Source organism: Lentibacillus sp. Marseille-P4043 (assembly GCF_900258515.1).
Taxonomy (GTDB): domain Bacteria; phylum Bacillota; class Bacilli; order Bacillales; family Amphibacillaceae; genus Lentibacillus_C.
The window spans coordinates 1273022-1287002 of the sequence record NZ_LT984884.1 but is presented as its reverse complement, the minus strand read 5'-3'; the positions used below and the strand labels follow the sequence as shown (position 1 = coordinate 1287002).

Below are 13981 nucleotides of genomic sequence, written 5' to 3'. Positions count from 1 at the left end.
ACATGCTAAAAAGGACGTCCCCCTAAAGGAACATCCTTCTATAATTTACGCATAAAGTGGAAATTTATCTGTTAATGTTTTTACTCGATCTGCTGCCTCTTTTAATTTTGCTTCGTCCTCATGGTTTTTTAATGTAAGGGAAATAATCGAAGCAATTTCTTTCATTTCTGCTTCTGCAAAACCACGTGTAGTAACCGCTGCAGTTCCAATTCGCACCCCACTTGTAACAAATGGACTTTCCGTATCAAATGGAATGGTATTTTTGTTAGCTGTAATCCCAATATCATCCAAAACTTTTTCCGCTACTTTTCCGGTCAGGTTAAGTGGTGTTACATCTAAAAGTAATAAATGATTGTCCGTGCCACCAGAAACGATGCGAATTCCTTCTTCAGTCAACGCTTCACCTAGAACTTTCGCATTTTCAATAATTTGTTTGGCATATGCTTTAAAATCATCAGATAATGCTTCTTTAAATGATGTTGCTTTGGCAGCAATAATATGCATTAATGGACCACCTTGCATGCCAGGGAAAACAGACTTATCAATTTTTTTCGCGTATTCTTCTTTACATAAAATCATACCGCCACGTGGTCCACGCAATGTTTTATGTGTTGTTGTTGTCACAAAATCAGCATATGGCACTGGGCTTGGATGTAAACCTGCTGCGACTAGGCCTGCAATATGCGCCATGTCAACCAATAAATAAGCACCGACAGCATCAGCGATTTCCCGGAATTTAGCAAAATCAAGTGTACGAGAGTATGCACTCGCTCCAGCGACAATTAGCTTTGGCTTCACTTCTTTGGCCTTTTCCAAAACAGCATCATAATCAAGTTGTTCTGTTTCTTTGTCAACGCCATAATCTACAAAATTGTAAAGTTTTCCACTAAAATTCACTGGGCTACCATGTGTTAAGTGGCCGCCATGATTTAAATTCATCCCTAAAACAGTGTCACCTATTTCTAAAGCAGTAAAATAAACGGCCATGTTTGCTTGAGCCCCTGAATGTGGTTGTACATTGACGTGATCAGCACCAAACAATTCTTTCGCACGATTACGGGCTAGATTTTCTGCTACATCAACAAATTCGCAGCCACCATAATAACGTTTACCTGGATAGCCTTCTGCATATTTATTTGTTAATACGGAGCCCATCGCTTCCATAACCGCTTCTGATACAAAATTTTCAGACGCAATAAGTTCAATTTTTTGCTGCTGTCGTTTTTTCTCATTCTGCATTGCCTCGTATAGTTCCTGATCTGCTTGCTGTAAACTTTTATCCATTGTTGCTGTTTTCATATGTAGAACCCTCCAATGTATTTTAGTTGGATTAGACACTCGAAAAACTCACCTGGAAAATAAGAGCATTATCCATCAGTGCCTGAACCCTTCGTTACAACTGTCATTCGCTACTTATAAATTGCCCGCTCCCCGCCGATCAGCTTTGGCCTTGTACGTGCTGCGGTTAGACGGGCATTGCCAATCTGTCGCTGAGCAAAGCGCAACGGTACAGCTACCCGTTTCAGATGCATGCCAATCATTGTTTCACCGATGTCTATGCCCGCAGTTGCCTGGATCTTTTCCACTACAACGGGGGCTTTCATCTGCTTATAGGCATAGGAAGCCATTGACCCGCCAGCTGTTGGTGCTGGAATTACGGCTACTTCTTCAAGCTGGTGTTTGTTCATCGTCTCTCTTTCCACGACAAGTGCCCGGTTGAGATGTTCACAGCATTGAAATGCAAGCCTAATGTTTGTTTGGCTTTTTAGCATAGCCAGTTTTTCATAAATAATCGCTGCTACTTCTTCACTACCAGCGGTGCCAATGTGCTCACCGATCACTTCACTTGTCGAGCAACCGACGACAAATAAATCTCCTTCATTTAAAAACCCGCTGCTCATCCACTCATGAGTAATAGCCTTGATATCGCTTTCTACTTTTTGATGCAACTTTTCCATCAGCATTCACCTGCCTATATGGGATACTTTGGTAAAGCAAGCATAAGTTTTATTCCTATTTTTCTTCGTACGTACTAATTTTGCCAATTCGATTTGCATGGCGCCCACCATCAAATTCAGTTTCTAGCCATGCTTTAGCAATGTCGCGTGCTAGTCCTGGCCCAATTACACGCTCGCCCATTGCTAACACATTGGAGTCATTATGCTGCCTTGTTAATTTAGCACTATAAACATCATGCACCAATGCACAGCGGATTCCCTTTACCTTATTTGCCGAAATGGACATACCAATGCCAGTTCCGCAAATGAAAATTCCACGGTCAAACTCTCCCTTGGCAATACGTTCTGCAGCTGGAAGGGCATAATCTGGGTAGTCAACCGAACCTTGGCAATCACAGCCGGTATCTTCGTATTCAATTCCCATTTCAGCTAATAAATCTTTTATTTCATTACGGATGGTCATTCCTGCGTGATCAGCAGTTAAGATAACTTTCATCAGTATCGCTCCCTCTCATGGTTGTTGTTAGGAAACATTAAACCGCTTTATTTGCTGATTTAATGTTTGGGATTGGTCTTCTAAGTCATATGCCATATCGTCCACTTTCTCGATGATACTTGCCTGTTCTTGAATGGAGGCACTAACCTCTTCTGCTCCCGCTGATGTTTCTTGTGCAATCGCCGCTACTTCTTGAGACTGTTCACTTGTTCTTTTGATTGATTCTAATTGTTGATTAACAAGTGTTGAAATCGATTCAATCTCCGTGGCCACTTCATTAATCGAGCTAGCCATTTGTTCGATAGTAAGGTTGGTTTGTTCCCCTTTTTCCGACTCTTCTTTCGCATACATTACATTATTATTTATTTTATCGACAACTTGATTCACATCACTTTGGATTGCCGTTATTAGGTCAGAAATACGTTTGACCGCGTCAGCACTCTGATCAGCCAATTTGCGTATCTCTTCGGCAACCACTGCAAACCCTCGGCCATGTTCACCAGCACGGGCCGCTTCAATTGAGGCATTTAATGCAAGCAGGTTCGTCTGTTCGGCAATATCTCCGACCATCGTAATAATTGATTCCACGTGCAACGCATTTTGCCGTAAATTTTCAACATCTTGTAAAGAATACTCTTGTTCATTGGCGATATTTCGAATGCCTGCCACTAATTGGTTTACCACTTTTTTACTATTGTTTAATGTATCAAGCATAACAGCGGATTTTTCTCGTGATTTATCCGCATTATTCTGAACTTCCTCAGCAAGGTTCGTAGCCACTTCAATCGACTGTACGGTTTGCTGAATAGCCTCTGAAGAATTTTCTGCACCTTGTGAAATGTCATCAATTGATGCGCCAATCAGCTTTGAATGCTGTGCAGCTTCATTTGATGCATTTTTCATCTGGACCACAGATTGATTGGTACTTTCAAAATGCTTATCTATATTATGCACCATATGGGTCAAATTTTTAAGCATTGTGTTAAACGCAATCGAAAGTGCACGGATTTCATCATCCGATTTAGGAATTTCAATCGACTGGTTTAAATCGCCATTAGCCGCATCCGATGCCATTCGCTCCAATTTCACAAGTGGTTTTGTCACAAATTGAGCAGCAAAATAGGCCAACACACCCGACCAAAAAATCCCCATTATTAATGTCAGGATCATAAATGTTTGCGTCGATATGTCCCAGAATGATCGAACATAATCAGAAATAAAATAAATAAATATTGCTGTAAACGAATACGTGATAATTGCTAAAATCGTGGTTAATAGTACAAATTTTAACCGTAAGCTAAATCGATACTTCTTCTCCATCCTTCTTTCTCCCCCGCAAGTTGTTCTACTAATCTTCTATTTTTTTGATTAACAATTCGACCTGTTTGTCCAACTCTCTTAAAGTCTTTTGATATACTTCTAAATCCCCGCCAAACGGATCGGAAATGTCATAATTGATTAAACTTGCTTCCATTTTTTGTATTGCGTCTAAATCGTTACGTAGAAATTCATTCAGTTCCCATTCCAGCTTCTGATTGTCGAGTTTATGCTGGTTTTCTTGTATGTAAACGGAGCGCTTCTCCTCATAATCTGCATAAGCCTGTTTGAGTTCTTGCCACACTTTTTTATCGGCTTCCGAAACATATTCCTTAAAAGTGAAATATTTGTCTTGGAATTTGGGATATTGTAAGATCAATGACTGTTTGTGCTTTGTAGTCATTGTCAACACAAGATCTGACCAGTTAAGTAGTTTGTCTGTAACTGGTTGTGAACGGTGGTCGATCGGGATTCCTTCCAGTTGAAGAGCTTCAATTGCCGTATGATTTGCCCGTTGATTTTCCCCAGCAAAAATTCCTGCAGACTGTACCTCCACCTGTGGATATTTGTGCTTGATCAACGCCTCAGCCATCGGACTTCGACACGTATTACCTGTACAAATAAATAAGATTCTCATGACAAGAAACCCCCGTTTTTAAATCTTCTACCCAAACTATACCATAGAAGGGCAGTGAATGTCAGAAAAAATATAAAACATTTTACGTGGAAACATGGCTTTTTTTGTGGCTGTTTTCATATTATTGTTGCTACCTTACCGAAACATCCCCTGATTAGATTACACGCTTGACTTTTGCCATCTTATCCACAACTTCAGCGCACACAAAAAGCGGCTACCATTCTATGAACAGCACCCGCTTCCTATTTTCTTAACCGAACAGCATATTTAACCCAAATCCACACAATATACTGCCACCTAAAATTTCACTGTAGGCTCCCAATAGACCATGTACCTTTTTGCCTAACAGCATGCCAAACCAAGTTAATATCATACTCACTGCACCGAACAATAATAGAGCAACGGCTGTTTTGACCCCCGACATACCTAGGCTTAACCCAACCGAAAAACTATCCATGCTGACACTAATTGCAAAAAGCAACAACCCAATCCCAGCTGGTTTCACAATTTTTTTCACCTCATGATTAAACGCGGAAAAAATCATCTGTGCACCAATCGCAATCAACAGCATTCCAGCAATCAGTGTTGTTAGTTGACCGATTTGGCCGGATATCACTTTTCCCAAAATAATTCCAATGAAAGGCATTATGATATGAAATAGTCCAATGACAAACCCAATAAATGCAATCCGTTTAAGCCTTAACAACTGCATTCCCATGCCTAGACTTACGGAAAATGCATCCATCCCAAGGGCAAAAGCCATGAATACTAACGAAACAATCGCGCCTAACTCCGACATCCACCAACCTCCTTGGACATGCTGGTAAATTATATGCATGTCCGAGATTGATTATGAACAAAAAACAAAAGCGGAGGCGTCCTTAGAAGTTAGAAAACTTCTTACTCTGCCACATACTCACTCGCCGCTTTTCGCAAGCGATTCATGATTGCCTCGCCAATTCCTGTTTCGGGAAATACTTCACATAAAATTAAATCAATATCCCCTTCTTTAAACGTCCGCAATGCATCATACAAATGTGCAGCAATTTCAGATTGCTTGGATCCTAGCGAGATTACTTGGTCAGCTTCTACATGTGCTGCTGTTTCATTACTCGCCATCACACCAATGCGATGATAATTATCCCTTTCCTTAGCCAAAACTTCTTTTAACTTTTCAGCAGAACCTTCAACCAACCACAGCGGAACCTCTGGAGCATAATGTTTGTACTTCATTCCCGGAGCTTTCGGACGCCCCTCAGCCCCTACTAGTGCAGGGTCGACCATTACCTCGCCAATGACTTCCTCCAATTGCTCCCTGGAAACCCCGCCTGGTCGTAATACAATCGGAATTTCTCCAGTACAGTCAATTACGGTTGACTCCACACCTACACCAGTCGGACCGCCATCAAGCAAGCCGGCAATTTTCCCGTGCAAATCCTGCCACACATGATCCGCGGTCGTTGGGCTAGGCTTGCCAGAAGTATTTGCGCTTGGTGCGGCAATTGGAATATCACACTGTTTCAATAATGATTGTGCAACAGGATGAACCGGCATCCTTACACCAATTGTGGATAACCCTGCCGTAACATTGGTTGCACACAGGTCGTTTGTTGGTAAAACATATGTCAACGGACCAGGTGAAAAAGCATCTATCAACTTATCCACAAACGGCGGGATGTTGGTAACTAATTTCGCCAATTGTTCCTTTGTTGCAACGTGGGCAATAAGCGGGTTATCCGCAGGTCGTCCTTTTGCCTGGAAAATCTTCGCCACCGCTTCCTCACTTGTTGCATCTGCACCTAATCCATAAACGGTTTCTGTTGGAAAAGCAACCGCTGAGCCACTTTTCAAAAGTGCTGCAGCTTCATCTATCGCTTGTTGATAATTCGTTTCTGTTATACTCCATCGTTTTGTTTGAACCATTGTTGTACCCCTTTTCTCTCCCTCTATTTTAGTTGATAGATCTTTTTTACGCAAAAGACCCATTTCGTAATAGAAATCGTCCTTCCACCGTTCCGGTAATTAGTGCGCATTTTATGGATTTTGTATAAGGCTGTTTTCGTAAACTTAGTTGCTTTTAACTTCGTATATGAAGGATTATGTGCAATAACTAGAAATCAAGTACGGAGCTTTGACAACCGCTACGGGAAAAACACTACGCTTTCCGCGGGCACGGCTTCAGCCTCCGAAGCGGAAAACCGCCGCTTCGAAGTCTTCAGACACGTGCTGGGGCTGCGCTAACTCGCCCCACCGAAAACCATTGTTCCCGCAGGAGTCTCCGTGTTTTCCCTTCGCTAGTAGGTGCTATTACTTGATACACATGCTATATCTACACAAAAATCAGGGAACTACTACTAGCGGAGTATTCTGCCTCCGCTGGTAGTAGTGTTTTAATTATCAAAAGAGGAAAGCCATGGAATTTGCATTACACGATTTTTTACTCCCTTGAACAGAAAGCTATTCTAAGCTGCGGAAAAATGCGAGACTCCAATGGGAAAAGGAACAGTCTGAAGACCCCGCAACGAGTGTTCTTTGCGAGTGAGGAGGCTGAAGCGTTCCCCATGGAAAGCGAGTATTTTTCCGCAGCGCCGGTTTAGCACTCGTCTTATAAAGAATGGAAGAAAGTCACATAAAAGTTATTGCGCATTATATAGCTTATGTGTCATAAACAACAAATGTTTTCGGTGGGACGAGTAATCGCAGTCCCAATCCTTTAGAAAACAGGATCACCAGAAGAACAGTCTAGATATTGTTACAGTATAAAAATGTGGTATTTTTCACACAAAATTAAGCCTGCGGAAATTATCCACAGGCTTTAGGGGGTTAAGTCAAATTTATCCACGTTATCCACAAGCCCCAAAATAAACTATCTTTTTATACACATTATCAACAGAATTACTACCATCTATCCACACGTTTTTGTGGATATTGGGTTAAGACACGTTATATGTCCACCAATTGCCTTTTTCAACTGGGTGATTATCCACAAATCGATTTTCTTCTTGTGGATGAAACTGTAATGCCTCTAATAATACATCTACCATTGGTTGATGGCTGTGGACATATATGCTTCTCGCATTTCTCTCCTTCGCCAATGCTAATACAGACTCTAATAGAATCGGCAGTGATGGTGCTGCTTGTTTGGTGACATGAAGCTGTTTTAACCAATAAACACCATTATCCACCTGTTCTAAAATAAAACACCCTTCAATTTGTTGTTCCATTTCCACTACATAACCGTCTTGAAAAAGTGCATCTTGTTTCACATCTTGATTCTTTTGCAAAAATTGTTCGACCTTTTCTGTAGCTGCATGCTTTGTGGCGATTAAATTCATAGTTATTCACCTCTACTTAATAGATTCTTTTCCTATTTCTACGATTTTATGCGGTGATAGCTTTATCTATGACCAACCAAGCCACTCAAACAGAAAAAACTTTACTTCCACTTCTTCTTCCTCTTCCTCGATCTCCGCTTCTTCATCAGCACTAGCGGCCTCGGCGACTGTTGTTCCATTAGCAAAATCTAGGAAGCATAGCGGCGGGAACAGTACACACCACCAATTCGCGCCTTCACCTTCACCAAGTGTGATTAGTACTGCTTCATACTCCCCTGCCGGATACAAATAATCACCGTACAATTTAGTTGGAAATGTTACATTTTCTCCGTACTCAACTTTAAACGCTTGTGAACCCTTTTCTTCTTCCAACACACCTGCAACGATTTTTTCAATCTCTGGTATCTTTCCTTTAAGTACTCTGCGTGCTTCATTAATATCTGCAATATCTTCCACCCATTTCGCGATTGATTGATTCACTTCATCACGAACTAAGTGTTTTATACGCTGATCTTCATCACCGTCACTATTAGCTAAAATGCGTAATCGAATCGCGTCGTCTGGAATAACTTGGTATCCTTGCTCTGAACTTGCTTGCTGAAACATGCCTTTATTTGGTGCTACGATAAAAATAATAATAAGAATGAAAACAAAAAATACTAGTTTCTTCATCGTCACAACCCTCTCTTCTTTAATTTACAAACAGTATGGGCTGGTTACGATTTTTTTAAACTAGTATTCTAGTATTTTTTTGAAATATATTTCATTTACTGTTAAGACTAGGCAGCAGTGCTAGCTATTTATGCTAATCTCTGCTGCAACTATGCGGTCTTTTCCATTGATATCCTGAATAACGTTTACAGTGCTTTCCGGGAATTGATTTTCTAAAAACGCTGTCACTGATGCGCCTTGTTGGTATCCTATTTCAAATGCTGCATATGCATGATCGGTGATAGTGTGAGGAAGTTTGGTAATAATCTCCCTGTACGCGGCTAAACCATTTTCTTCAGCAAAAAGGGCCAGCTCCGGATCATATAATTTCACCGTATCAGACAATGTGCTTTCCTCCGAACGGGGAATATATGGTGGATTAGAAATGACAATGTCTGCCTTTATTTGCTTATCGATAAGCGGCTGTAGAAAATCCCCTTGTAAAAACGTCACATTCGCACCAAGCTGATTCGCATTGTTTTTCGCAACTGTTAGAGCCTTTTCTGAGATATCGGTTGCATATACAGTACAATTTTTTAGTTCAAGTGCGAGTGTGCAAGCAATGATCCCGCTGCCGGTTCCAATATCCACAATCGTTAATGGCTGATTATCATGCTTGACCTGTTTGATAACATGATGGACAAGCTCCTCTGTCTCCGGTCTGGGAATTAAAACATGCTCATTTACATGGAATGTACGACCGTAAAAAATTTCATGTCCTATGATGTGTTGTATCGGCACACCTGTTTCTGCATGAGCTTTGACAGCGTCTTGGAATTGCTGTACGACCGCATCAGGAACGGGGTCACGCATTTTCATGAAAAACTCCGACCTTGATACATGTAAATAATGCTGTAAAAGTAATGCCGCTACATTCGTTTCCCGATTATGCTGTTCTAAAAAAAGAGAAGCCCGTTGGAGGACTTCATATTGTTTCATTGGCTCTTTCATGTTACTCACCAATCTGTTCCAATTTTTCTGTTTGTTCTTCGATAAGCAATGCATCAATAAATTCATCCAATTTACCCGTTAGGATTTGATCAAGCTTCTGAATCGTTAAGTTAATCCGATGGTCTGTCACCCGATTTTGCGGGAAATTATACGTACGGATCCGCTCTGATCGGTCACCAGTACCAACCGCTGATTTTCTTGACTCATCATATTCAGCTTGTGCCTCTTGTTGGAACTTATCATAAATCCGGGCACGCAAAACTTTCATCGCTTTTTCCTTGTTTTTGATTTGCGACTTTTCATCCTGGATCGAAACAACAATTCCCGTTGGTTCGTGTGTTAACCGAACAGCAGACATTGTTGTATTAACACTTTGCCCCCCTGGACCACTCGACGCAAATGTATCAACACGAATATCTTTTTCATGAATATCAACTTCAACATCTTCTGTCTCCGGTAAAACGGCTACAGTTGCTGTTGACGTATGGATTCTTCCACCTGATTCAGTTTCTGGTACGCGCTGAACCCGGTGTGCACCATTTTCATATTTTAGCTTGGAATATGCCCCAGTCCCATTAATCATAAAAATGATTTCCTTGTAGCCACCAACACCAGTTGTGTGGGTTTCCATCACGTCAATTTTCCATCCCTGCGCCTCGGCATAGCGAGAATACATTCGGTACAAATCACCCGCAAACAATGCAGCCTCATCTCCACCAGCAGCACCGCGAATTTCCATAATAACGTTCTTATCATCATTCGGGTCTTTAGGCAGGAGTAGGATTTTCATACGTTCTTCAAGCTCTTCCTTGGACTCTGTAAGCTCCGTAATTTCTGCCTTAGCCATTTCCGCCATTTCATCATCCAAGTCATCTTCCAGCATTGCCTTTGCATCTTTTAATTGAGTTGTTACATCGGTATATTCACGGTATGCTTGAACAACATCTTCCAAGTCCGATTGTTCCTTCGAATATTCACGTAATTTCTTCGTATCACTAATAACCTCAGGGTCGCTAAGTAATTCATTCAATTTGTTATAACGGTCTTCCAATGATTGTAAACGATCTAACATCACGGCCACCTCTTTCTGATTAACAGTCTAATTATAGTATACTCGCTGGAGGAGGTCAAAATTCTTTTTGATGCGGGTTGGGCGGGGTGTGCGTGGTGTGCGGGTGGGCGGGGCTACGTATTGGAATGTGCCACCGTCTGGTTTACCGTACGGGCATGGTTTGTCCCGGTTGTCCGGCGACTTCCCCGCTTTGTCCGGCGACTTTCCCGCTTCGTTCGGCGACTTTCCCGCTTTGTCCGGCGACTTCTTGCGTGCGTCCGGCGACTTCCTTGCTTTGTTCGGCGACTTTCTCCTTTTCATCTCAATTTGTAACGTCGGTAACCGGTTTTTCCAATTGGTGGATAGCTGCCTGAGAGTAATCTCTTGGTGACATCCGGTGAATCAATACGTAAAAAGGCTCTGGCTTCACGATTTGTAATTTCATTATTAATGATAAGACTATATTCATCAAGTGCTTGCATGTGTGCGTTTTTTGATACATGATCACAGACCGGACAATGCCACGTGCCATATTTCCAGTTCATTGGGTTTGCATAACACTTTTGGCAAAACACCCCGTTGATAAGTTCATTTTCAGAAACATGAAATTTATCCAGAACATGAACCTTTTTCACCTTATGCGCGTTGCAAATCTGTGCTGCAATCGTTTTGAGCATATTCCCGGACAGGATGTTTTTACTGTATTGTTGATTTAATTTTTCTATTTTTAATGGTAGTAAATTACTGTGGAATACTTCTTCTGGAACGGATTGATCGGTATGCATAGACTTGATAATTGTACTGGGGAAGCTGATAACAGCAAAGTAGAGAAATGGAATTTGCGGGAGGTCAAATTGGCGCAACCATTTTTGTAGCCGGTGTTGTTGTAGTTTTACTTGTGGAATCGGATTTGGGAGTCCTTCCTCTATGCCATCATCGCCTTTGCGGACGACTTGCTTTTCACCGTCAAAATATAACGTGCCATACCAATTTTTCACTTCCACTAAGAGGATGTAGTTACGTTTTAAGATAAGGTTGTCTATCTCAAAACATTCATTTTCATCATCAATCCGGGGATTGCGTAAAATATAATCTTCATCATGTAAGAACCTTAATGGAAAAGTTAATGCGGATTGGCCTCTAGCACCAGCCAGTTCTTTTATTAACTGGGTTTGTATTAATTGTTTTTCAGGATGGTGTGTCGCAGTCCGTTGATCCAAGGCTTTTAGTTGGGGAATGTAGTCAGATTTATCGAGAGGGATAATCACTTAGCCACGTCCTTTCTCAAATTATACCTCCTATCATACTATAAAACGTTGTCATTGGGGTACTTTTGAATTAAAAAGCCCGGTAAAATGACACATCTAATTTCTGCGTGGGCTTGCTTTTTCATTCTCTCGGGCTATTAACATAGCTAGCGCAGTCATTTTATCCCTTTTCATGCCGCTAAAATACTTTTACCAACAGTCATATTTGCCAATAAAAAAATGCGCCTATCAAACGGCGCATTTTTCAAGAATTAATCTTTATTGTAGTTGACCCTCTAAATCTGCTGCATCGATTGCGTTTTCTTTCACATCGGCAGGCACTTCAATTGCATCGACTTTATTGATGTTGGAATACTCGGACTCGACATTTTGAACAATATTTAATTCAGATCCATCTTGCTTCATTGTAATGTCCATATCCATAGTAAGAGCCTTCATTTCATATGATTCTTTATCAATTGTAAGTTCATATGCCAAGCTATTAATCTGTGTATTTTCTAGAGCTTGCTGACCCTCTTCACCCATTTGCTGCATCAATTCTGGTGGCATGGAGTCCTTCATCATTTTTTGCATCAAATCATTGAATTTCTCTCCATCCGCAGATAATTTTAAAATAAACTCATTATCTGTTTGTTCAAAAGAAAGCTCATCCGCATAATCCTGTAGCATTTTTAATTGCTCGGATGGATCTGGCTGCTGACCTGCCATTTCCTGCAAAGCGTCCATTGATGTCCCTTCCATTTTTAGCCATTCGCCATTAAATTGATCACTGGTCATATACATTCCGTCGTCAACCATATATATTTCCATACCCATTTCTGGAATTTGATCTTCTGAACCAGCCATTGTCATTTTGGTAGTCCCATTAAGATACATTGCCATTGGGTCCATCGTCATTTTGGTATCAAAGTTACTTTCGTTATTCATTGAAATCGAATCTGCCTCAGACTTAATCTGCTGGTTCATATTCATGGAAACTTCCGCACTTTCCATTTCCTCCGATGATTCCAATGCCTTCGTATATACTTCCTTCGCTGTCAGTTCACTTTCATTTTCCTCACTTGTGCCTTCCGCTGGTTCAGCAGTCTCATTACATGCAGCAAGAACAAGCGCCATCAACCCAGCCACGATTAGCAACATCCACTTTTTCAAGTTATATCCACCTTCCTTAAATTTGTTTTACATATATGTATACGGATAACGCAAGAAAGAGGTTCCCTTTCTTTTTATAATCGAATAGGTACCCTTGTTGCATCATCCTACATTAATGTATCACTTACTTTTTTCATAGTTTTCACGCAATCTTCCCAAGTACTTATATTAACATAAAGGGATGAAATGTATCTCATAAATATTGGAAATGAGACCTTATGACTAAATATACGAATAATTCTGTATTACACGAGAAACCCTGAGTATTTGCGAAGTGGAAACACAAAAATAATAACCATCAAACTGTCAATTCCTGCACCTTCTTCGCCAAAAAGGTTTGCACCCCAGCAATAATAAAAAGGATCCCCGCGCCAGCCAGTACTATCGTTGGAAACCCGATAATAATAAAAATAAATCCTTGCGCTATGGTTGCTTTTGTCTGCACCTTTTTACTAATCATCAGACCGATCATTCCCAATACGAAGAGTCCAACAAGCAAGCCCAACCATAATGTTAATGGACCAGGATGAGAGGCAAGTTCCCATAATGTACCGCTTGTATAAGAATCATTAATGGTAATTTCCACTGGGGTAAACATGTTTAATACCAAAAAGAATCCAGACGCACCCATACAAATAAATCCACCAATTTTGGCCAAGAGTTGTGCCGTCCACGCATTTTTATTATCCATGATTTTCTCACTCCCTCGCCCATACTAAATACCCGAACCTAAAGTCACACGTGTCCTGCTACCTATTACATAGATTCACAGTTTCATAAGTTCTCTTCAAAACTTCTTTAACAAACATCGTAATTCAACCCAACAAGAAAAGCTGTCTGCCAAAATCTGTATGGTAGATATTTATTGTGTAAACACTAAAATCATTTGCCGCACCAATTTTAGGGTCCTCCTGAATCATACTGTTTATTTCAATATAGTGCGTGTTCAAAAAGGAGGATGAAAAGGACCGAGAAGTTCGAGGCGGCGTAGTTTCGAGTAGCGGAATGTATGCATTTAGATACATGAGCACAAGGGACACCCCCTGAAACTACATCGCACGAAGGAAAAGCGATTTTCTTTTCCAAGGAGCGGAGAAACAAGCCA

The 13981-nt window shown here is 41.0% G+C and carries 14 protein-coding genes; all 14 read right to left on the bottom strand.

Going from position 1 to position 13981, the window contains the following annotated elements; genetic code table 11:
• Positions 1–45 precede the first annotated feature (45 nt).
• The 14 genes from glyA to C8270_RS06400 all read right to left on the bottom strand — a co-directional run bounded on the left by glyA (position 46) and on the right by C8270_RS06400 (position 13567).
• Positions 46–1299, bottom strand: coding sequence for a serine hydroxymethyltransferase (gene glyA / locus C8270_RS06465; protein WP_442785791.1), 1254 nt, complete (start codon positions 1297–1299; stop codon positions 46–48).
• A 110-nt stretch (positions 1300–1409) separates the two neighbouring features.
• The gene (locus C8270_RS06460; RefSeq protein ID WP_106496049.1) at positions 1410–1958 is read right to left on the bottom strand and encodes a TIGR01440 family protein; all 549 of its coding nucleotides are present in this window, start codon (positions 1956–1958) and stop codon (positions 1410–1412) included.
• Positions 1959–2013: 55 nt separating this feature from the next.
• Positions 2014–2454: a ribose 5-phosphate isomerase B gene (gene rpiB / locus C8270_RS06455; protein ID WP_106496048.1), complete on the bottom strand. Its 441-nt coding sequence runs from the start codon at positions 2452–2454 to the stop codon at positions 2014–2016.
• Between the two features lie 27 nt (positions 2455–2481).
• Positions 2482–3774 carry a methyl-accepting chemotaxis protein gene (locus C8270_RS06450; protein ID WP_106496047.1) on the bottom strand — a complete coding sequence of 431 codons (1293 nt, stop codon included), beginning with the start codon at positions 3772–3774 and terminating at the stop codon, positions 2482–2484.
• 28 nt (positions 3775–3802) lie between these two features.
• Entirely contained in the window at positions 3803–4408 is a 606-nt protein-coding gene (locus tag C8270_RS06445) for a low molecular weight protein arginine phosphatase (RefSeq protein WP_106496046.1), read from the bottom strand.
• Positions 4409–4658: 250 nt separating this feature from the next.
• Positions 4659–5207, bottom strand: coding sequence for a manganese efflux pump MntP (locus C8270_RS06440; protein ID WP_106496045.1), 549 nt, complete (start codon positions 5205–5207; stop codon positions 4659–4661).
• A gap of 101 nt (positions 5208–5308) precedes the next feature.
• Positions 5309–6331 carry an L-threonylcarbamoyladenylate synthase gene (locus C8270_RS06435; protein ID WP_106496044.1) on the bottom strand — a complete coding sequence of 341 codons (1023 nt, stop codon included), beginning with the start codon at positions 6329–6331 and terminating at the stop codon, positions 5309–5311.
• A 1010-nt stretch (positions 6332–7341) separates the two neighbouring features.
• The gene (locus C8270_RS06430; protein ID WP_106496043.1) at positions 7342–7743 is read right to left on the bottom strand and encodes a hypothetical protein; all 402 of its coding nucleotides are present in this window, start codon (positions 7741–7743) and stop codon (positions 7342–7344) included.
• Between the two features lie 66 nt (positions 7744–7809).
• The gene (gene spoIIR / locus C8270_RS06425) at positions 7810–8415 is read right to left on the bottom strand and encodes a stage II sporulation protein R (RefSeq protein WP_106496042.1); all 606 of its coding nucleotides are present in this window, start codon (positions 8413–8415) and stop codon (positions 7810–7812) included.
• A gap of 120 nt (positions 8416–8535) precedes the next feature.
• Positions 8536–9405: a peptide chain release factor N(5)-glutamine methyltransferase gene (prmC, locus tag C8270_RS06420; protein WP_106496041.1), complete on the bottom strand. Its 870-nt coding sequence runs from the start codon at positions 9403–9405 to the stop codon at positions 8536–8538.
• Between the two features lies 1 nt (position 9406).
• The gene (gene prfA, locus C8270_RS06415) at positions 9407–10477 is read right to left on the bottom strand and encodes a peptide chain release factor 1 (RefSeq protein ID WP_106496040.1); all 1071 of its coding nucleotides are present in this window, start codon (positions 10475–10477) and stop codon (positions 9407–9409) included.
• A gap of 296 nt (positions 10478–10773) precedes the next feature.
• Positions 10774–11724 (bottom strand): nuclease-related domain-containing protein, encoded by a 951-nt coding sequence (locus C8270_RS06410; RefSeq protein ID WP_106496039.1) that lies wholly within the window; start codon positions 11722–11724, stop codon positions 10774–10776.
• A 258-nt stretch (positions 11725–11982) separates the two neighbouring features.
• Entirely contained in the window at positions 11983–12876 is an 894-nt protein-coding gene (locus C8270_RS06405) for a DUF6612 family protein (protein WP_106496038.1), read from the bottom strand.
• A 298-nt stretch (positions 12877–13174) separates the two neighbouring features.
• A complete protein-coding gene (locus tag C8270_RS06400) occupies positions 13175–13567 on the bottom strand; it encodes a hypothetical protein (RefSeq protein ID WP_106496037.1) in 393 nt (130 codons plus the stop codon).
• Positions 13568–13981: the final 414 nt, after the last annotated feature.